Source organism: Mycobacterium asiaticum DSM 44297, assembly GCF_000613245.1.
Classification (GTDB): Bacteria; Actinomycetota; Actinomycetes; order Mycobacteriales; family Mycobacteriaceae; genus Mycobacterium; species Mycobacterium asiaticum.
On record NZ_HG964938.1, the window covers coordinates 87,463 to 108,371 of the forward strand.

Genomic DNA, 20,909 nt, shown 5'->3' on the forward strand with positions numbered 1-20,909 from the left:
TTGAAAGGACTTCAAGGACAATGCATGACGATTTTGATCGACCCGATCGCGACCTCACGGAGAACGAACTGCGGGTGCGGATTGAAGCGCTTTCACGAGCGCTCGAGCACATTACCGATGACGACGGAGACGATAGTGATGTACTCGACAACACCGGCACCACCGCCACCGCTGCGTCCAGGGAAGAACCCGATGACGACGACGATTCCGATGAGGGCGTCAACACTGCCGCGGAACAGCGTCGGGCAGCAATAAACCGCATTGTCGACAATCTTGGTCTGCGGCCGACGAATATGAAAACGACCCTGTCCGACAAGGCGCTAAGTGGGGTCATCGACGACTGGGCACAGACCGAAGCAAACCATCTGACGCCGGCAGGACATCGCGGCGCCGCGGCTTCGGCGACATCGGCGAAGATCTTTCGGATTGCTTCGGTCCCTGTCGCCATCTTCGGGGTGCAACCGGGTGAGATGTCGGAACTATGGGCAAAGGTCGCATTGGAGCATCCGGAACCGGAGATCACTCGGGTGGTCGCCGAAATCGTCCTCAGCCCAACTCAAACGCCGCGCTCTGATGTCGTGATTGTGTCAGCGGTCGCGGTCAGCGGCAGCTCCACGCCGATCCGCATGCCGCTGGCGCTGAGAAACTACGCGTTGCCCGGGGGTGAACCGATGTATGCCCTTGTGGGCAGTGCCAGCGTGTTGTACAGGGACCTACAAACTATGGACGCGGTCACCTCGATACATCTTGAGGTCGCGCCCTCCACCCCAGAGGAGACGCTGTGAATGCGCCATATGCAAACTGGCAATCCGTATTAGATGATGGCTCGCTGCGTGCATTGGTGTCGATATGCATCGCCGCGCGGCCGATCGTCGAGGAGTCACTCAACGAAGCGCGACCGGGTGGCTATCCCAGCGGCCGTCCTCCAAAAGAAATCGTCCGTGCGGCCGCCCGAGAACTGCTCGGTTTGACCGACGGCAGCATAGACCCGCAGACGCTCGGGCGGCGGGCGGTTGCGCTGATGGCGCTCACCGATCAGCCACTAAGGGAGGACGGGGAGATGCAGATTGTGGTGGCCGAGTCGCTGTCCGCCCTGGATTATGCGCGCAGTAGTGGCGACGCCGTGGTGACGGCGTTGGCCTATCATCGCCTGGGTACGGCTTACGGGGCCACACAGCAGTCACTGCAGTCGCTGGAGGCGCACCGCAATGCGCTACAGCACCTCGGCGGCGTGGACCTTATCGGCGCAAACCACTGGCTACACAACGATGTTCCGTTTCTGCGGGCGGCCACCGCGCCAGGTCTTGGCTTCACGATCAAGTTTCGGTGCCTCGTGCAACTTTCACGTAAATCTCGAGCCATTGGCGACGTGCCCAACGCGCTGAAGTTTGCAGATGAAGCGGTGGAATTCGTTGGCAAACGAGCCGCCGCTGACCCAGGGGTTTACGCGTTCCCGGACAAGTACGCATGGGCGCTGTCGGTCCGTTCGGCTGCGGAGCGCGCGGCGTACGACACGAGGGCGTTCCTGGGGACCCAGGCCGTTCTTGAGGAAATGGCCGCCCGCGAAGAGGATCCGAATGGTGTCGTTCACCGTTACTGGTGGCAGGTGACGGGTGCCAACGCCTGGAAGCTACGGGACTTCGGGTTGCTCGAGCGTGTGAACAAGCGTCGACTGGTGGCCCGCGCCGCGGCGTCGCTTAACACTTCGATTTTCGAGGACGACATCACGCCGGACACCGTCACTGACCTAATTCGGCTTGCCCGGCGCCGAGATAGCAAAAAGACGCTGACAAATATCGGCAATGTGGTCTACGAGATCGTGCGTGGCCGCCAATTTGGCGGCGTGTTCGACGACAACGCAGACGCGCGCCACCAGGGGCTCCGGTTGCTAGATACCATCGAGGACGCGTGGACCGGCTTCGCAGTCAATGGCGCAGAAGCGTTGAGGCTGTCCCGAGCACGTATCGCTCTGCTCGACCCGGACCCGCCCTTGGTTGATCTGACCGAGACCTTGCTTTCCGTGCAAGCGCAGGCGCTGCAGAGGTACACCGGGTTCAACGCGCTCATCTTGGCTGTCCGGCACGGGGTCGTTGGCAGTCGCGCCGTATATAGCCGCTTGCTCGAACTGTTGTCCACAATCGATCCTCGGCGGTCCGCGGGCGACAATGCGCTTCTGCACGGGCTACTTGCGGAATGGTGGTATCGCGTGAATGCAAACGGCGGCACCGCGACCCAGCCGGTTGATTGGAGCGCCGGCGAGGCAGCCGCGTTGCAGGCCGCGCTACTGTTGCGCCCGGCAGGAGTAAGTCTGGACCCCGAGCTTGAGGCCATTGTGTGGGAAAGCGCGGCGGCATCCCTAACGGAATACGGCGGTTCCTCGCATCTGAAACTCCAACGGCTGCTGCATGCAGTACGGGCTATTGCCGAACTAATGGTGACCGTGTCGACAACCACTGATCGAGCCCGTCACGCCACCCGTTTCGCCCACGTTTTCACCACCGCCGCCGATTTGGCCGAACAACTCGGCGATCATGCGGCAGCCGACATCATCATGGAAGCCGCTCGACGCGACAGAGTTGGTTTGATCCTGGCCGAGCTCGCGCGCAACCCGCAAGTGGACGCCGAAATACGTTCTGCAGCTTTAGCTATCGCTGATAGCTCCGCGGCCACGCCGGTCTCGGAGAACAATGACTCAGACGATTCCGAAAGCCCCGACGACGACAGTGACTCGGCGGTGCGGCATAGATCGATGGCCATCCTGGATGACCGGCGACGCGCGACAACGCAGGTCGAGCACGTGCTCGGACCACTTGCGCACTTGTGTAATCCGCACCTGCTACAGGAGATTTCGGCCGCCTCTGTGCTGGCGAACCGCCCCAACAGCACCACGCCCGCGGTCCTCCTCCAGTTATTGCCTTCGACCGCGCCGCTGCTGCTGGACTCTGGCAAGTCCGCGCATATGGTGCAGGTGTATCGGCGCATGACGTGGGCGCTCAACATGGATGCGCCCATCCAGGAATTTCAGGACTCCGTCAACATCCCGGCGCAGCTTCTTACTCGGGCGGCAGGAGACCCGGCAATATTTGCCTGGGCCGGCGCCTTTGCTGATGCAGTGCTGCCGCCGCCACTGCGTCAACTGTTGGCGGACCGGGCCATTACTTCTGTGCGGCTACTTGTTGTTCCCACGGGATTCTTTCACGTGCCGTTCGACGCGCTGCCAATCGACCACGAGCAGTTGTTGATTGATCGCGCGGAGGTCACCGTGCACGCCTCTTTGACGAGCATGTCGGCCCTGACTGCTATCGAATCGGTCGCGGCAACTGCACCGTCGATAGCTGTCTATGACACGCGTGAAAAGGGTGGGGTCAAGTACGCCGCCGAAGAGTACAGCGCACTAGCCGAGCACCTCGACGGCGTGGTGCGGGTGCACACGGCAACGGAACTTTCGGCGCATCTCACGCGTCGTGCGGGTTCCGGGGCCGAACCGGTGGCGGTGCTGGCGATGGGTGTGCACGGGAGTGGCGACGAGCAAGGCTGGGGCCAAGCAAAGGAGATGCCGGACGGCACCGCGATTACCGCCGCTCAAGTATTGGGTTGGAATGTTCCGCGATTGTGCGTGTTGGCATCGTGTCATTCGGCGATCACAGCGGCCGATGGTGTCGAGCTAGGGGGCTTTCCGCTCGCACTGATGCTCCGCGGTGCCGTCACCGTCATCGGAGGCCTATACGAGATCGACGACCTCGCCACCACGCAGATCATGCGCTACTACTGGCCGGCATTGGCGGGCGGCCAAACACCGCTTGCCGCTCTACGGTATGCCAAACAGGCCTGGTTGCGCGACGATCCGACCCGACGCCGGCGCCCCCGTCTGTGGGCCGGCCTAATCGCTTACGGTGCAATCAGCGACTGACTTTCACATTCTTACGAGGGAGCACCCCAATGACTACATCGCCGACAATGCCTGCCAGGTGGGCGGATTGGGAATCGGTCCTCGCCGATGCACAAGCTGCAGACGCATCCACGCGCCGAAATATCCTAGCGTGCATCTGTATTGCGGCTTTGCCGATGTGCAAAGAATCGCTGCGAGACGACCGTGTTGGCGGCTATCCGCGTGGGCGCCCATGTAAGGAGATCATTCGCGAGGCCGCGGCCGGGCTCTTGCAATGCGATGCGACCACAGATTCAGTTCAGCAAGCGGCCGGACTCAAAATCCTTGCACTGACACATTTGCTCTACCAGCCGCTGGCTGATCCCGACGATCCTGCGGGTGGCGAATTGCCTCAGGCGCTCACCAACCTTGTAGCGGCCGTGGAAGCTGCGGCAAATGCCGACGCGTTGATGCGCGGGTTGGCGTACTTTCAACTCGGGCGAGGGTATTCGTTGTCGAAGGATCACTCCGCTGCGCTCGCCGCGTACACCCGAGCGAAACAGCACCTCGACGGGTGCGACTTGTTTTCCGCGGACCACTGGCTGCACGAGGTAGCCCCTTTCCTCGCAGCCAACTGTAAGCCAGGGTTTGGCTACCGAATGGCCTTCCGGGTCTTGCTGTACATCAAATCGCGCCACCTCGATATGCACGACGTCGAGGCCGCCCTTGAAGCAGCGAACGAACTAGTGGAGTTGGCTGCTCCGCTGAAAGGCGACTATCCCGGCGACCATGGGTGGGCGCTGTCGCAGCGCTCGCGGGTGGAGCGTGAGCAGTTCGATGTTCGGGCATTCAAAGCCACCGAAGGTGAACTGGCAGAGTTGGCGGCCAGAAACGAGTTCAATCAATACACCTACTACGCGTTGGGCTGTGCAGCGATAAACGCCCAGCGACTCGGGGATCATGCCCGCTCTAATGCGCTACTCAAGCAGCGCATTAGCGTGCGAGCCAAACGTCTTCTTGGACATGAGATCGCAGCCGAAGACGTGACACCGGCAACGCTGGGTTGGCTGATCGGCGAATACGATCGCGTCGGCTCAAACAACCAGTTGATTAACCACGGAAACGACGCGTATGAGATCGCCCTGAACCTCTACAACTCCGGCGCGTTAGAGACTGGCGCGACGCTGCGCGCGGAAGCGTTGGCGTACCTAGACGCAACGGAAAAGGCATGGCGCACTTTCACGACCAATGGCGTTCAGTCGGTGACCATTTTGCGGGCAATGATCGAACTGCTCGCTGAGGCGCCCGATGTCCGCGCGATCACGGATCGATTGCTCGACGCCAACGCCGCCGCGCGCCGCTACACAACGCGGCGGCGATCCTTGGAACATGCTGTGCGACACGGCAGCCCAGGACACGAAGGGGTCCTTAATCGACTCAGCAACTGCATCGATGCGCTTTCGCCACATGAGGGAGTCAGCCCCGAGTATGCCTATTTGCATGGGCTTTTGGCTGAATACTGGTTGCGCGTATGCCAGACCGAGAAGGCGGCCGGACGAACACCGCCATGGGCCACCGCCGAAGCTGCGGCGCTTAAGGCGGTTCCGTTGCTGCGACCGGCCAACGTCAGTCTGAATCCTCGTCTGGAGGCCAGAGTCTGGTGGGCCGCCGCCGAGTCACTAAGTATCGATCCCGACCGCGACGACGAACGGCTTCAACGCTATTTACGCGCTGTCGAATGCGTAGCAGAACACATGATTGTGATTGCTGGCGCCGAGGACCGGATCAGCGCCAGCAAGGATTTCTCGGCACTGTTTGCCGATGCTGCGGGTCTCGCCACGGCGCTGGGCGATCACCGATCAGCCGACATCATCATGGAGTCGGCGCGCCGTGATCGCATTGGTCTGATCCTCACCGAACTCGTCGCCCGCGCTAGCGACGACGACGTCGTTTCGGCGGGCCAGGAGGTCCTTGCAGCAAGCCGCGCGACACCCGCATCGGTTCTGGACTCGGGCGAGGAATCCGATGAAGATGGCGGTGAGGATATTGATCCCACGACGTTGCGTGAACGCTCCGCGCAGATTCTCGTCGACCGCCAGGCCGCCGCGACAAAAGCGGAAGCGATCCTTGGACCTTTAAGCCTGTTAGCCGACCCGCAGATACTCAAGACGCTGACCGCCGGCACGGTGCTGGAAGCTGCGCGTGCTGTGGTACCCGGTCCGCAGAAGACCTCGGCCACCGCGCTACTGCAGTTGTTCGCCTCGCCTGATTCACCCGGCGGAAAGAATTCCAGCGTCACGGTCTTTCGCCGCCTGACAATCAGCTCAACAGATTCCAACGGCCAAGTCGCAGAGTTCACCGACTTAGGGAGGTGCTCCTCACGGCTCATCAGCGCGGGCGCTGGTGATCCAGAAACTTTTCAATGGGCGAGTAGCTACACGGATGCTTTACTGCCAGAACCACTTCAGAAACTCGCTGCTGCAGCAGGAGATGACGCTCCTATCCGCCTGCTGATCGTCCCGACCGGGTTCTTCCATGTACCATTCGATGCGCTGCCGATCAGCGCGAACCACATGTTGATCGATAAGGCGGTGATCAGTTTGCATGGATCCCTTGCCAGCACCCTTTCGTTGATCCGCTCCGAGCGAATCCCGCCCGCAACCGAACCGTCGTTCGCCGTGTACGACGGCGCGCGGTTACCCCATGCGGCAATAGATTACGCGGCGATGCGCAAGCAGTTGGCCAGGATAACTCCGGTACTCTCGGCGGCCGAACTTCACTCCGCGTTGACCTCGAAAAAGGCGTACACGACTGCTGTCCTAGCTATGGGTGTACACGGTCAAGGTGATGAAAAAGGTTGGGGGCAGGCGAAACTCATGCCTGACGGGAGTGTCGTGACTGCCGCCGACGCGCTCTGCTGGAAAGCAGTCCCCAAGTTGTGTGTGCTCGCCTCTTGTTTTAGCGCGATCGAAAGCCCAGACGGTATAGAGCTGGGAGGATTCCCGTTGGCGTTGATGACCCGAGGAGCTACCACGGTCATCGGTGGCATGTACAACATCGAAGACGAATCCACCGGTGAGGTAATGGCGTATTTCTGGGAGCAGCTGGCCGAGAACCCCGTCCCGGTCACCGCATTACGTGGCGCCAAATTGGCCTGGCGAGATGAGCATAGACACAGTCCTCGATCTTGGGCGGGGCTGATAACTTACGGATCGGCATGCATGTGACACATGCTGTACGTTTTTGTTTGCCGGAATACTGGCGTGGCGAAGCGGCGAATCGCGACCCAGAGCCAAGAGCAAATATGGTGTTCTTGAGTCGCGCGCTGCAATAGCGTCTCGGCGGGGTCCACTGCCGGCAAGTCGGGGTCACAGGCGCTGACAGGCCCCTCCCAGACATGGCTCGCTTCAAGAGGCAGCACGAGCACCCGCCCGACCTCCTCAACCGACTTGGCCGGACCCGCAATTAATCGAGTAGTGCCCAAATCCGGAAACCGCACTGGTGCGATACCGCCGACCAGTTGGGGTGCTAGCCGCATAGCGACATTGACTCTCCACACCCCGAGGACAGGCAACCGGCCAAAAATGAACATTCGAGCAGCGCGGGTCGACTTCTTTGACACAAGGTTCGTGGAGCACAACCCCCCCGACCCTTCACACTGCGGGTCGGCCGTAGGGCAGCACAAGATGCAACCGTCACGTATGAAGCAGCGGCAGACCGGCACTTAGCTCGAATCGCGGAAGCGCCGCCGGGTGAGCACCCTCGACGTCACGCTTCCGCATACATGGCGCGATTAGGCACCGGAAAACTCGGGCCTGCGCCCAGCACCGGGTTGGGATGACAGTCCCGCTGACCCGGCCGCCGGACAGGACACTGTCCGCCGGCTTTCCACTACCTGACACCAGCCGTCGGCAGATCCGATCGAGCTGGTTTATTCCGGGATTGGCCTGAGCCGGCTAGGCTTTCGGCTTTCGACTGATGGTCGATTCGAACCAGCCCAATCCCACTACTGGACTCACCAAGTAGCTGGGAGAAGACATGCCAACGAAATTGATGCCGATCGCCGACGCGGCGGTCACAAACGCGGTGTGCACCGCTCAGGGGGCCTTGGCCCAGACACCACCGGCCGAATCATCCTGGCCTCCTCTACTAACTGGGGTGCTGATCATCGCCCTAGCGAGCCTGGCGATCGTCAGCCTGATAACGATCGGGTGGCTCGTGGACCGAAGGATGGCGAACCGGATGGCCACCACGATGTACATGCACGGTGGGTCCAGCGCCGCCGTGTTCCTCGACGTATACGGCAAGCACAATCCTGGAACGCCGCTGTCGGCGGTCGGTGAGGTCTTAAAGGCAGTCGCCGACCTCGTCCGGGCAATGGGTGACTTGGTCGGCGCGATTTTCGGCAAAGCGAAGAGCTCGCCGCCGGACAATGCGCCGCCGACCGCCTAGCAGGTGTCGTGTCAAGACCATGATGTGCGGCGGTTTTGAACCCCGTTCCGGTCATCCGGTTTCGATGACCACGGTATGTTCCATACTCTACGGGGGTGTCCCCGGCTGTGGGCCGGGATCGTTGAATCGTCAAGTGGCGAACGCTGAAAGCGCGACGTCGTTGAGGCGGACTACGCCGCCCCGCGCGCCGAACTACCGATGTTTACGTAGTAATTGATGAGCCGTGATCCACAACGTTTCGGACGCACGGTAGAGGACTGGGATGAACTGTTGGCCCAGGCAACCGACTTCCTCAAGGAGCAGGCGAAACGAGGCCGCCTCACCTCTTATAGCGAGGTCAACTGGGCGATCGCGCGGCGCTCGGGCTTACCTGCTTTTGACTTCGAGCTAGATCGCGACCGCGATGCAATGGGCATCATTCTTGGCGACATCTCTCGGGAGAACTTGAGTGAGTGCGGAGCGATGCTGTCTGCGATTGTCGTCTACATTGACCGAAACGACGCCGGCGCTGGCTTTTACAAGCTGGCCCAATTGCTGAGGTTGCTACCCACGGACGCGACTACTGACCAGAAGTTAGCTTTCTGGGCCGGCCAGGTCAAAACGGTCCACGAGTACTACGGGCGGCCTCGGCGACGCCGCCGCCGAGAAGCGTAAAAGAACTGCCGTGGATGTTGACCACGCTTGTCGCCGGGTATCCCGTGTTATCACGCGGCGACCGCGGGAAGTTGGTCTTCGATTGAAGGCATGACCTGCAGTCGACCCAGCAACTTGCAGACACGAGCGCACTACCAGCGGCAAGCGTGAATGGACTTTCCACTGAAAATAGGCGCCGGCCGGTTTCGTCGTTCGGCACGTGACTACGGGACGTGCGATCTTCACGTTGTCGGCGCGCAGGTGATGGAAGCATCCGGTTAGTGGACCGTACGGGCCTGAGATCGTGGTGACCCCATCAATGCGAGGCGCGACCACGAGTGCTGCGCGCGACCGTCGCCGGACATCGGTTTACCGGGCCGAGAGGTTACAGCATCGGCCGAAAGGCATGCGCCGTAGCCAGCACCCTCGGCGTCCGCACCCACGAGTCACTCCTACGACCGTCCCGCACTCGCTGCACTTGTCCCATTCGTCCAAAGTGCCGCCAGCCCAATAAGAATCGCAGCCGACATGGCGCCTCGCGTTGGCAACTTTTCCTGCAATCCCGCAAAGCAATCTTGGCAATCTTGGCGGCGGCGCCCCCGTCTCCGTCGTGTTTTCTGCGATCTCTGCCGCGTCACAGTATTGATTATGAGGCGCCGCTTACCGGTCTTCAGTCAGGTTGACTCCGAACCGAATTGCGTCGAGTCGCGCTGCGGCCAGGTCATCCGCGGCGGTGGCCATGCGCCGGCCCGCGGCCGCGAGTCGGCGCGCGTGAGCCACCGCCGCGACGAGGCGTCCCTGCTCGTCGAGCGGAAGAAGCGGGATTTCCAGGTCTTGGATGCTCACGCCGTCAGCGGTGGTGTCGGCCCGCTGATTCCAGCTGCCTCCAAGGCATTCCGCGACATAGTGTGCGTTGAACTGGTGCTGGTCGACCCGCACCCGGCTCACCCCCGGCCCCGGCACGCGCCCGCCGGTCTCGTCGACGACCGCGGTGACGCTGGGGCGCGTGGCCACCAGTATGTCGCCCGGGTGGGTGACCCCGTCATCGATCGCTGTACGGTCGTCGCCTCCGGCGCTGCCGACAGCAGATGTGTGCAGGTCGGAAAGTTCCGTCGGTTGCAGCAGTCCGTCGATGATCATCGCGGGCGTGACCAGCCGCGGGTCGTCGATGTCGTCGCCGGTGCCGGCGTCACGGCGGCGTGTCCTGCGGGTGCGCACGATGTTCAGCGCTCCTTGTCGTTCGAGCACACGCATGGTGACCGGACGCGCGGAGGCTGGGATCTGCGGGTAAGTCAGGCTTTTCGGATAGTGCAGGGTGGCGATTTCTTGGCTGAGCGTTGCTGCGGCGCGGTGATAACGCTCGGCGAGCGCCGCGGGGTCGACGGTCTGAGTCCAATGCCGGGGGTCCAAGGTGACCCGGTCGTCGGACAGGATGTCCCCGATCGAGGTGTGACGGCGCCGCAGCTGGGGGTCGAGCCGGCTTTCCGGGCATCTGAGCCAGCAGAGCAGTTCGAAGTTTTCCTTGCGACGCGGGTTCAGTGCCGAGGCGTCAAGGAAGGTCACCGTGTCCGACGACGACGTTCGCTGCGGTGTGCGCAGCACCCACAGTGCCGTGGGTACCGCCGTTTGTGTGAGGAATCGGCGGGGAAGCGCCACCACGGCTTCCACGCAGCCCTGCTCGGCCAGTGCACGGCGGGTGTCGGCCGCACTCGTGGCGGCGGTGGTGGCGGCCGAAGTCAGGACATAACCACGGCCGTCGGGCTCCTTCAGGTGGGCGATCGCGTGCTGCAGCCATGCGGTCTCGGAGTTGTTCGGCGGCGGCGGTCCGGCCAGAGCCCAGCGTGGATCGGTGACGCTGAAGCCGCCTGGCATCTTGTCCCCGAACGGTGGTTCGGCGATGACGACGTCCGCGAGTAGCCCCGGGTGGGGATCGCGGTACAAGATGTCGGCCTCCGTGATCGTCGCCTTAGCGCCGTAAAGGAAGCAGCGCTGCCGGCAGATGCGTACGTACTCACTCTCGATGTCGGCACCTATTAGCTGCAGACCGGCGCGGTTGGGGTTCTGCTGCCACGACCTCACGAGGGCCTCGCCGATTCCGCAGGCCGGGTCATAGACGATTCCGGTGGCGGTGGCACCGGCTTGCGCGAGCAGTTGCGCCAGTCGTGTTCCCACCGCCCCGTGGACGGCGGCGAGTCGACCCGCATTTCCCGCCGCGCGTTCCAGCACCAAGTCGCTGACGGCTGCGAGGTCTTTGACTGCGATGGGGATGATCACGTCAAACAGCGCTTCGGCAAGGCGCTCGGTAGCGCCGGTGTCCGTGCGCGGCGAAGCGCGGCGGGTGACATCGTGTAGCGCTGCACTGACCAGCTCCCGCCAGTCCTCATCGTGGCGCGCGGCGACGACGTCAAGCGCCGGCATGAGGCGCGCCTCTTCTGCCGCGTGGCGCAAGGTCTCCAGGTCCGGTGTTCGGTCGGCGAGCTTCCGGGCACACAACAACGCCAGCGCCAGCGAGCGCGCCGCCGACGGGGAGACCTCGTCGCGGAAGCGATTCACCACAGCCCACACCTGCAGCCCACCGGCATCCCGGGGCTGGCGCGCAGGTCTGTGGGTTTGGAGCCAATCTTCGACCTCGGCGCGACTGAACAGGGGCTGAGCGACCGTCCCTCCGACCGGCTTCGGGAAGTCGGCGTGCCGTTTTCGCCAGTTACTCACCGCGGCGCGGGTGACTCCGGCGAGGTCGGCGATGTCACTCGGTGCGACCAGATCCCCCCCGTCGGGGGACTCCCAATTCACAGCCGGCCTCCTTCCTGGGATGAGTGTACCCGATTCACAGTTGACAGTCTGCATCAACGGGGAATAATCTGTCAATATCATCTGTTAATCAGATACACAGTAGTAACTTGTCAATATCCGATACACAGTATCGAGAGGGAGGTCAGAACCATGACACAATCCATCCACGCCAGCAAGGCCGTCATCGTCCTGGGGGATCGCGACACCGCGAAGCGGGCGGAGACGCTGAGCGAGAAGGCGGCCGAACACGGAGCGGTGATCGCCGAGACGCATGCCTTCGACTTGGGCGAGGCGGCCTCGCGCGACGACCTGACCCAAGTTGAGGCGGTGGTCGGGGCACTGCGTAGCGCCATCAGCACCCGGACCGACATTTGGGTCCCGTTCCCGCTGCCGGATTTGGGCCGCGAGCAGCATCTTCGCCGGCTCAGCCTGGTTCTGCAGCGCCACGGAGTCGACCTGTTATTGGGCCGCGACCTTGCGCCGTGCCCGACGACCGGCGGGTACAACGAGATCGACTACGCCCTGCGGTCCGAGGTCCGTGCGGTCGACTCCCTCGACCACGCGGCCCTGGCCAGCGCGGGCATGGTGACGCTGAGCGACGAGATCGAGCTGGCACTGGCCGAACAGTCACCGGCATCGCCCGCCGGATCAAGCGGTGAGCCAGCCGATGAGGCCGGCGTCGAAGAGAAGTTTTTCAGCACCAGCGAGGTCGCGAAGCTTTTCGGCAAGTCGGTGCAGTGGGTCTATTGGGGATTGCGCGAGAAGGTCTTCACCCACGTGGACGGTTCACCCATCGAACCGATCCGCATCGGCAAGGGCGGCGGTCGACGCCGGTTCAGCGTACCGGTCCTGCGCGAGATGGCCCGGTCGTGCTACCGGCGGGGCACCTTGAGCCAAGACCAGCTCAAGGCGGTACTGGCGAAGGTGTCCCGCGCTGAGCGCGGGTGAGCCCGGCCTGATCACGCCGAGCACTCTGCTTCACCAGATGCCGTCTAGCGCGTGCGCAACGTGGACGCGGTAGACGGCATCCCTGAAGCCCAGCTCGGGGGTGGTGTCACGACCGCATTCACAACCGCATACCCAACTCATTCAGCGAAAGGAAGCATCAATGTCATTCGAACCCCGTCTCTCTGAAACCCCGACACTCAACGTCGCGCACCTTCAGACCCCGTCCTGGCCGCACGACCAGATCCTGCACGCCTGGTGGGTGCAGCCGGGACGCCTGCTGGCCGGCCAGTACCCCGGCGCGCTTGATCCGGTCCACAGCGCCCGCAAGCGGGAGGTTTTACTCGACGCCGGTGTGGACTCCATCGTGGACCTCACCGAACCTGGCGAAAGGGGCCGCGGCGGAAAGAGATTGATTCCCTACGAAGAGCTGCTGCGCGCGGACGCCGAATCCCGCGGCCTGACACTGCCCAGGCACAGCCGCCACCCCATTCCCGACACTAACGTCATCGAGGATGCGGGATACGACCGGATACTCGGGCACATCCGGGCCGAACTCGACGCCCGCCGAGTCGTTTACGTCCACTGCTGGGGCGGCAAGGGCCGCACCGGCACCGTGATCGGGGCCTGGCTCATCGGTACCGAAGGCCTGGACTACGACTCCACCTTGCGGCGCCTGCAGGAACTGCGGCGAGGAACTTGCGAAGCCGACCACCAGGTTCCCGACGAGCCAGTGCAGCATGATGTTCTTCGGCGCCGGGCCGCACGAGGCAGGGCGTGATGATGCCGGGATACCGGGCAGCGTCACGTCCCTACGCCTCCGGCGACTGGTTCGAACGCCTAATGGGATTCCGCGAAGAGGCGGGATATGACGCCACCCAGGGTCGGCTGCTCGTGGAAGGCGACGAGTTGGTGTCCACGGTCAACGGACACCGTTACGGGATCGGGGAGCTGACGTTGCCGACGCTGGCGCAGCTTCGTGGCCGGGTGAATCCGACCGGACAGCAACGCAGTTCGGTGGGCATCGTGGTCGGAGACGTCCGTGCCCTGCATTGCGATTCCGCATTGCAGGGCGCCCTGTTTCAGGTCGCCTCGCAGTTCAACCTCCTGGAGATGACCTCCCAAGACATCACTCCCGAGCAGGGGGTGTCGCGCTACGCCTACGACCCCACCCAGGGGCCGGCATGCGCGATCGCGGCGGGCGCGGCGACGATCTACCGCAACTACCGCGTTCCGGTCGGCGAGGGGATCGGTCAAACGCGCGAGCGTCAGGTCGACGCGCTGGCCGGGCTCGGCGCGGCGTTGTCGGACGCGGTGGGGATGCCGGTCAGCAGGCTATGGCGGATGCAAAACGGCTACGCCCTGTGCAGTAGAGAGGGTCTCGCGGCGATCACCGAACTGCTGAGCACGGCCTCGGCAGACCTGCTCGATATGCTGCGCGGCCACTTAGCGATCGGACTGCACCGCGACGTCGAGGTCACCGACGTGGCCGACGGGCCGCGCCGGCGTGTCTCGCAGGCCTTCTGCTCGGCACTTCCGATCGCCTATTCGCAGCTGCCGCGGGCCAACTGGGAGTTGTTCGCGCGCTTGGTCTTAGAGGCCGCCTATGAAGCGACGCTACTGGCCGCGGCCGACCAGGCCAGCAAAGGCGGCTCCAACACCGTTCTGTTGACCCGCTTGGGAGGTGGCGCCTTCGGCAACGAAGACAACTGGATCGACACCGCCATCGAACGCGCCTTGGCCGTCGTCGAATGCAGGGGCCTAGATATTCGCATCGTCAGCCGAGGGCACGTCACCTCTGCAGTCCGCGCAATCGTCGACCGGTGGGGTTGACGGTTGCACCGAGGGCCAGCACCACCGCTCGCTGTGGCTGAAAGGATCGCGATCCCACCTTCACCGTAAGGACGCGAGTGCTCTCGATCGGGCAAGCGGCGAAGTGGTCCACACGGCCAGGTCGCCGCGTGCGAATTCCAAAATAGTGGATCAGTCTGCTACTATGGCCGTAATATTGGATCAGTGAGGTGAAATGGCTGGCAGGAACGGTCCGAGGCGGGCTCGCGGCGCCGGCGGTGTTTCCTCGCCGCGGGACCGAGGTCCCGCTGCTGATGACGGCCGCAGCGCGAAGCATGTCCTGGGGACTACAGAATCAGACTCGAACGGTCTAGTTCCCGCAGACGTGTTCTTCGAACTGGTGGACGAGGTTCTCGTTGAAGTCGGCCGAGAGCCCCTGGACCCTGCAGGACCACAGCGTCGAATCATCACGGTTCGCCCCGATGACCGGGTTTTACAAATCCTTGCTGGAGCGGGGTCAGGCAAGACCGAAATGCTGGTGTGGCGGGTGCTGTACGAACTAATGGTGCTCGGCACCGCGGCCAGCAGGGTGGTTGTGACAACCTTCACCAACAAGGCGGCGACAGAACTGTCGGTGCGCATCGTCGAACGCAGCGACGCCCTACTGGAGCAGGCGCGCAAGCGTGGCCTCGACCCCGCCGACCCGCACGTTCACGATCTGCGGATCGGCACGCTGCACAGCCTTTGTGACTCGTTGCTGGCAGAGTTTGACGCGGCGCATATGACTGCGGGCACACAGGTCATCGACGAACTGGAGACGCGGGTGCGCCTGACTCGGGCACTCCGCATGGTGCTGGGATACAGCGGCACCGCCCAGCAACGGGTCGTGGACCGACTGCTCAGCACCGACGACTTGGTGGCGGTGTTTCGGCCCCCGTGGGACGGCGGTCGGTGGCCGGGTAACACTTTTGACCGCATCTCGTTTCTGCAGGCGGTCCTTGCGCAGCACACCGAAACCTGGATACCGCGCTGCGGCACGACCGGCGTCGACAATGGGCTCGAGGCCGTGGCCCCGGGGCTCACGAACGACCTGGTGACGCTTCAGCAGCGCTGGGAGGACTACCTCGACAGTCACCAGATCCTCGACTTTGCAACCATCCAGCGGCGCTTCCACGACAGGCAGAACGCCGTGCTACCGCATGTTGACCACATCTTCGTCGACGAGTTTCAGGACACCAATCCAATACAGTTGGCGATCCATCTGCGGTGGCTGGACAGGCCGCAAGCCCGGCTCACCGTGGTCGGCGACGACGACCAGGCACTGTATCGGTTCCGCGGGTCCGACATCGCGTGCTTCATCGGACTCGAGGGCTGCTGCCGGGCGAACGACTTCGCATACCGGCGGGAGAAGCTCGAGGAAAACTGGCGCAGCACGAAAAGCATCACCGCATTCAGCGCCGCTTTCCGCGACGTCACTGTCTTGTCTGCCGTTTCGATGCCCAAGAGAATGCGCTCCCCGCGCACCACGGCGAAGGGTGAAGCACCACGCCTCCTGCAAGGACCATGGTCGTCCGTGTGTGATCAGGTGGCCGCCGAGATCGACGTGCTGGGTGCAGGCCGCCGACCTGATGCGCCTACCGTTTCCCCGTCGGTCGCCGTCCTGCTCTTCTCGACCTCAGAGCGAGAGGGTCAGCGCGGTGGCACCCCTGGGCTCGATCTGCGCCGGGCGCTACAGAACCGCGGGTTGCGCGTGTACAACCCACGCAATAAGACAGCGGCCCGACGAGGCAGCCCCGTCTACGATCTCGCCGCGTTGCTTTCCTATCTCATCGACCCGGTCGACATCGCACCGGCTGGGTCCGGCGGTCGAGAAATCATGGTTTGGGCATCCTGCAACGACGCCCATAAAGCCGGTTTCGCGCAGGCCGCCCCGCCAGGTTTCGCCGTCAGTCCGGCGCATGCAGGCATCCAGAAAGGCTTCCGGGGCAGTACGGCCGGTATCCGCAGGCCGAGCGCCGACATTGCCGCGCTGCTTGCCTACCTTGACCAGCTGCGCTCCGATTTGGTCCGCGCCACAGAGGCCCACCAGCGAGGCAATGGGCGCGCTACCCGTCTAACCCTCAGCGGGGTCGTGGCACGGTTGCTGTCCTTCCCGACGTTCCGCAGCGTCGGATTCACACCGGCGCTATTCCGCGAGGCGCTTTTCACGCAGCTGCTCGAGGCGAATATCGCGCCAACGCGACGCAGTCGCTTCTCTCTCGATCAGCCGCTCGCTCCGACCCGCAACACCGCCGGCAAGATCATCTGGCCGGATGAAATGTGGAGCTTTCTCAACGTATTCGGCACCATCGTCGAGGAGACTGCCCTCGATGACATCGAGGACGATGCGTTCGCCGAGCATGCCGTCATGCTGCTCACCTTCCACCAGGCGAAGGGCCTCGAATTCGACCACGTATACGTCGGACTCACCGGCCGCGACCCCACGCCGCACACGGTGCTGCAGACGATGCTCTTCAGCGGCCAGTCGGTGCAGTACCGCGTCGACGCAGACGGACAACCGGTGTGCACCGACCGGACTGTCAACGAACTCTCGCTGGCGGACCGGGAACGCGAGCTTTACGTCGCGATGACTCGGGCCAAGGAGCGCCTCACCTTCCTGCACGACCCGTCCGACACGCGGCCGATGACCGCGCTCAACCCGGCCCTCGCGAGCCTTTTCGATACAGCGCCGCGCCGAACGCTGCGGGGCGACATCAACGAACGGAGGTGGACTCCATGAGTGACGTCATCGAGGTGTCCTACACCGGTGATCTGCTAGCCCACCGCAGGTGCCGCCGCGCATGGGCCTACGAGAAGCGTGCCGGCTTCCACCCTTACGAGGTCGTGCAGGCCATGGAGGGTCGGCTCGTCCATCACGCCATGGAGTGGCTGACCCGCCAGCACCACGAAACTTTCAACCGCCGACGACACGCCACCGAAGCCGAACTCCGCGCGCAGCTCGACCATTACTTCCGGGTGCTGTGGGCGCGCGGCATAAGGACTGCATTCCTCTCCAAAGCCGGCACGATCGACCGCGTCATTGGCAATCTCTACCCCAATGGCCGCATCGATGCGGTGGTGAAGGCCGTTATCGAGGGCGCACAGCACACCGAATACGAGCTTCGCGCGGTCAAGAAAGTACTCCCGGGGATGTTTTCCGGTAGGTCGCGCATCCTGCTTACCGGAATCCTCGACCTCGTCGTTCAGCAGCGGGAGCCGCTCACCTATCACCGCACCTGGGAATGGGATGATACGGCGGAACTGCGCGGCCACGTCGAAACCACAACCATGACCGCCGAAACCGGCGATATCGAGATCTGGGATTACAAGGGCACCCGCGCCACCAGTCCGTTCGTAGACGACTACGTTCGCCAACTACTCACCTATGCGGCACTTTATCGAGATCGAACCGGGACGCTGCCGGCACGCTGCGTCCTGTTCTTCATCAACGAACCTCGGCGCGAGCGACGGCTACTCGCCATCGACGTCAACGAATCCATCGTCGACGCGGCCCTCGCCTGGACTTATGAGCAGGTCCGGGCCCTGCGAGCTACCGCCGACATCTTCGAAGCCGATCCAGTCGCCGTACAGGCCGGAGAAATCGCCCGTGACAACCACCCCGTCGGCCAGCGGCTGACCGCAGAGACAACCGCCCAATGCACAACGTGCACATTCCGATTCGACTGCCCGGAGTACACGACACACCTCGTCGGCGGAACGACGAATCCCGACATTGACCTCCGCAACATATTCAAGAACTGACCGATCGCCGACGACCGTGGTTGTCAGACGTTGACAACCTCGGGTTCGGTCGAGGGACGATTCGTAACCAGCAACGACGACAGGAGTTCCGATGGACAATCGCGCTTCCGTCCAGGCAGCCCTTGACTACCTTGCATCGAGGCTTGATCAATACATCGCCGCGGTGCTAGCACCAGAGCTGGGCGGACTGCCGTGGACCACGGTGCTCTCCGAACTTGACCGCGCCAAGGGCCACTTACCCAAGAACTACTCAACAGGTGACCTGCAGGCGCAACTGCGGATCTTGACCGAAAGGTTGGGCGGGCTTGGATACCCGTTCAGTGACCCAACAAGAACCCTCTCCGTGCTGGGAGGCGAGCTTCGCATCGTTCGAAATCGCTGGGCCCACAACGATGAATTCACAGCACTCGATGCGTGGCGAACACACGACTTTGTGGTGCGACTCCTTAGCCACATCGGCGATCAAGAAGGAAGAGCCGAAGCGGAACGGATGCGCTCGGCCTCTCTCGGACGAGTGGTCGAAGAGTCGCACCTGTTTGTCCCCGATCGTGTGCCAACTCCGGCGCACGTTTCGGAGGCACAAGAGGTGACGCCGGAGGCGGCCGTTCTTGAGCGGGCCGATACGGCAGCCACACCGGTTATCGGCGATAGCCGCTTTCAGTTCGAACCGTGGACCGTCGTGCATGTCGGCGACAGTGCAGTGCTCGACGAGCTTCCCAACAAACGCGCAAAGGAGGAAGTTCGTGCAGTTGCCACCGACATCGTCGAATACGAAGGTCCCATCCAGCTCGATCGGCTGGCGCGCCTGATCGCCCAGTCCTTTGGTGTCACGCGCCTTCACCACGCGCGGAGCAAACGGATTGTGCAGCAGATAAAAGGACTCGGATACGACATCGACAACGACAAGTTTGTTTGGCCACCGACCATCGACAGGTCGACGTGGACAGAGTTTCGACCAAACCCGAGTTCGACCGACCGCCCATTCGAGGAGGTGAGCCCGGTCGAGATCGCAAATGCTGCGAGACTCCTACTCCGCGAAGGTCCACTGGATCTCGAGAACCTCGAGGACCGGATGCTGCGAACGTTCGGTCGCTCACGCCGGACCAAGGCAATTAAGGCCCACTTGAAGAAGGCGCTCGACTACGCCCGGTCCGCCGGGATCGTCGCGAAGGATGACGGCAGTCGCGTCGCATCGGGCCACTGACGAGTCTCTCACGGTAGGTCCGAAGCTACCCTGGCGCGTGGACTGGCTGTTCCATAATTTTGACTGATACTTAAGATATTCCACTTTTATGGTATGCTTACTAGCAGTGAACCCTCCTAAAGAAAGGACGCCCGATGGAGAAGTACTTGCGGGATCCAGTGCAGGTGCCGATCGCCAACCTGTTCCCTGACCCGAACAACCCCCGGTTGGCACTCGAAGACGCTCCCGGCTATGCGGATGCGGATGCGCTGTTTGACCCAGCGACTCGAAAAGAGATCCTGGACGAAATCGGCGAGAAGTCTTACGGGATCGATGACCTCGTCGAGGCCATCCGCGGTCAGGGTTGGATGCCAATCGACCGGATCGTCGTCTGGCAGCATCCCGATGATCCCGACCACTACGTCGTCGTCGAAGGCAATCGACGACTTGTATCACTCAATCGGATTCGCACCACCGAACTCGATAAGGCCGTCAAGAAACTCCAGAGGATGCAGGCCAAGCCGACGGCGTATTCGAAGCGCGACCTCGAAACGGCGGAGGACGTCGTCGAGAGGATCAATCAGATCATTGCCGACACCGAAAAACTGGACGTGGTGCCGATTGATGCGACAACTCCCGCGGAGTTGCTGCGGAAGTTACCGCGCGTATTGGCCGTGCGCCACATCGTTCATGCGCGAGAGTGGGGCAACTACGCCGAGGACATCTGGCTGCTGCGCCGGTTCGAGCACTTGTTCGCCGACACCCACGGCGCCGGCACGGAACTGTTCTGGGATTCGGCGACGATCAAGAAAATTGCCCAGGAGGCGTCGCTCGGCGAGACCGTGACGAAGCGCAAAATCCGCGCAGCCAAATGGTTCTCACACTTCATGGCGGAGTGGGAAGACGAACTTCCCGAGGGAGAATCCTTCGGAAAGACGGACTACTACCTATTCGAAAATATCGGCAAGAAGCCGTGGGTACGCGGGAAGTTAGGCGTCGGAGAGGACGACCTTGCGATTCCTGAACAGGGTGAGAAGGCACTGTTCGCCTGGGTCTTCAAGGAGCCGGGACGGGGTAATGGGGACACCAATCCGAACAAATTCTTCCGCCATGAGAACATCCTGTTGTGGGATCAAATCAACCGGTATGACGAGTCACAGACGCCTCCTACGAGTTTCGCATCGCGCTTCGACGTTGAGAATCCAGAAGATGCTCCGACCATGCATGCGGTCGAGGCTGAGTACTTGATGCATAAGGCGACTAAGAAACCTCATGCAGTGCTTGATGACCTGCTACGGCGCCTCTCAGAGTTCAAAGCTGAGCAACTTGCCGCCGAGGGCTCGTTCCTGAAAGGACAACTCGTACAGGTACATGACCTGGCCGAGAAGTTCATCAAGATGATCGACGCATCGGAGGACTGATGCCTCGGCACGGACGACACGA

13 protein-coding genes are annotated in these 20,909 nt (G+C 62.6%); 12 read left to right on the plus strand and 1 reads right to left on the minus strand.

The annotated features are described in order from the left end of the window. Window positions 1-20: 20 nt before the first annotated feature. The 5 genes from BN972_RS19305 to BN972_RS19325 all read left to right on the plus strand — a co-directional run bounded on the left by BN972_RS19305 (window position 21) and on the right by BN972_RS19325 (window position 8,974). On the plus strand, window positions 21-785 hold the full coding sequence (locus BN972_RS19305; RefSeq protein WP_036361479.1) for a hypothetical protein: 765 nt from the start codon (window positions 21-23) through the stop codon (window positions 783-785). Beyond that, on the plus strand, window positions 782-3,910 hold the full coding sequence (locus tag BN972_RS19310) for a CHAT domain-containing protein (protein ID WP_142277052.1): 3,129 nt from the start codon (window positions 782-784) through the stop codon (window positions 3,908-3,910). Before BN972_RS19305 ends, BN972_RS19310 begins: the two co-directional genes overlap by 4 nt. A gap of 29 nt (window positions 3,911-3,939) precedes the next feature. Continuing rightward, on the plus strand, window positions 3,940-7,095 hold the full coding sequence (locus BN972_RS19315; protein ID WP_080697016.1) for a CHAT domain-containing protein: 3,156 nt from the start codon (window positions 3,940-3,942) through the stop codon (window positions 7,093-7,095). Window positions 7,096-7,906: 811 nt separating this feature from the next. After that, entirely contained in the window at window positions 7,907-8,320 is a 414-nt protein-coding gene (locus tag BN972_RS19320; protein WP_142277051.1) for a hypothetical protein, read from the plus strand. A 216-nt stretch (window positions 8,321-8,536) separates the two neighbouring features. Next, window positions 8,537-8,974: a hypothetical protein gene (locus BN972_RS19325; protein WP_200869750.1), complete on the plus strand. Its 438-nt coding sequence runs from the start codon at window positions 8,537-8,539 to the stop codon at window positions 8,972-8,974. Window positions 8,975-9,613: 639 nt separating this feature from the next. Here BN972_RS19325 and BN972_RS19330 read toward each other — a convergent pair. Further along, complete coding sequence (locus BN972_RS19330; protein ID WP_036361487.1) at window positions 9,614-11,746, minus strand: N-6 DNA methylase; 2,133 nt, start codon at window positions 11,744-11,746, stop codon at window positions 9,614-9,616. A gap of 150 nt (window positions 11,747-11,896) precedes the next feature. On the opposite strand from BN972_RS19330, the gene BN972_RS27825 reads away from it, so the two are divergent. The 7 genes from BN972_RS27825 to BN972_RS19370 all read left to right on the plus strand — a co-directional run bounded on the left by BN972_RS27825 (window position 11,897) and on the right by BN972_RS19370 (window position 20,887). Further along, the gene (locus tag BN972_RS27825) at window positions 11,897-12,694 is read left to right on the plus strand and encodes a DUF7229 domain-containing protein (RefSeq protein ID WP_051545671.1); all 798 of its coding nucleotides are present in this window, start codon (window positions 11,897-11,899) and stop codon (window positions 12,692-12,694) included. Window positions 12,695-12,854: 160 nt separating this feature from the next. Next, complete coding sequence (locus BN972_RS27830) at window positions 12,855-13,472, plus strand: protein-tyrosine phosphatase family protein (RefSeq protein ID WP_051545672.1); 618 nt, start codon at window positions 12,855-12,857, stop codon at window positions 13,470-13,472. Beyond that, window positions 13,472-14,524 carry a hypothetical protein gene (locus BN972_RS19350; RefSeq protein WP_235192520.1) on the plus strand — a complete coding sequence of 351 codons (1,053 nt, stop codon included), beginning with the start codon at window positions 13,472-13,474 and terminating at the stop codon, window positions 14,522-14,524. The genes BN972_RS27830 and BN972_RS19350 overlap by 1 nt, the downstream gene beginning before the upstream one ends. 193 nt (window positions 14,525-14,717) lie before the next feature. Continuing rightward, window positions 14,718-17,261 (plus strand): UvrD-helicase domain-containing protein, encoded by a 2,544-nt coding sequence (locus BN972_RS19355; RefSeq protein WP_080697019.1) that lies wholly within the window; start codon window positions 14,718-14,720, stop codon window positions 17,259-17,261. Continuing rightward, a complete protein-coding gene (locus tag BN972_RS19360; RefSeq protein ID WP_036361491.1) occupies window positions 17,258-18,283 on the plus strand; it encodes a PD-(D/E)XK nuclease family protein in 1,026 nt (341 codons plus the stop codon). Before BN972_RS19355 ends, BN972_RS19360 begins: the two co-directional genes overlap by 4 nt. Window positions 18,284-18,374: 91 nt before the next feature. Beyond that, window positions 18,375-19,487, plus strand: coding sequence for a DUF3320 domain-containing protein (locus BN972_RS19365; RefSeq protein WP_051545673.1), 1,113 nt, complete (start codon window positions 18,375-18,377; stop codon window positions 19,485-19,487). 134 nt (window positions 19,488-19,621) lie between these two features. After that, a complete protein-coding gene (locus tag BN972_RS19370; protein ID WP_036361493.1) occupies window positions 19,622-20,887 on the plus strand; it encodes a hypothetical protein in 1,266 nt (421 codons plus the stop codon). The last annotated feature ends 22 nt before the right edge of the window (window positions 20,888-20,909 follow it).

Excerpts from the sequence above, each read along its gene's own strand:
- BN972_RS19355 (WP_080697019.1), top strand. The coding sequence starts at position 14,718 with ATGGCTGGCAGGAACGGTCCGAGGCGGGCTCGCGGCGCCGGCGGTGTT.
- BN972_RS19315 (WP_080697016.1), top strand. The coding sequence starts at position 3,940 with ATGACTACATCGCCGACAATGCCTGCCAGGTGGGCGGATTGGGAATCG.
- BN972_RS19370 (WP_036361493.1), top strand. The coding sequence starts at position 19,622 with ATGGAGAAGTACTTGCGGGATCCAGTGCAGGTGCCGATCGCCAACCTG.
- BN972_RS19350 (WP_235192520.1), top strand. The coding sequence starts at position 13,472 with ATGATGCCGGGATACCGGGCAGCGTCACGTCCCTACGCCTCCGGCGAC.
- BN972_RS19360 (WP_036361491.1), top strand. The coding sequence starts at position 17,258 with ATGAGTGACGTCATCGAGGTGTCCTACACCGGTGATCTGCTAGCCCAC.
- BN972_RS19305 (WP_036361479.1), top strand. The coding sequence starts at position 21 with ATGCATGACGATTTTGATCGACCCGATCGCGACCTCACGGAGAACGAA.
- BN972_RS19325 (WP_200869750.1), top strand. The coding sequence starts at position 8,537 with ATGAGCCGTGATCCACAACGTTTCGGACGCACGGTAGAGGACTGGGAT.
- BN972_RS27825 (WP_051545671.1), top strand. The coding sequence starts at position 11,897 with ATGACACAATCCATCCACGCCAGCAAGGCCGTCATCGTCCTGGGGGAT.
- BN972_RS27830 (WP_051545672.1), top strand. The coding sequence starts at position 12,855 with ATGTCATTCGAACCCCGTCTCTCTGAAACCCCGACACTCAACGTCGCG.
- BN972_RS19320 (WP_142277051.1), top strand. The coding sequence starts at position 7,907 with ATGCCAACGAAATTGATGCCGATCGCCGACGCGGCGGTCACAAACGCG.
- BN972_RS19365 (WP_051545673.1), top strand. The coding sequence starts at position 18,375 with ATGGACAATCGCGCTTCCGTCCAGGCAGCCCTTGACTACCTTGCATCG.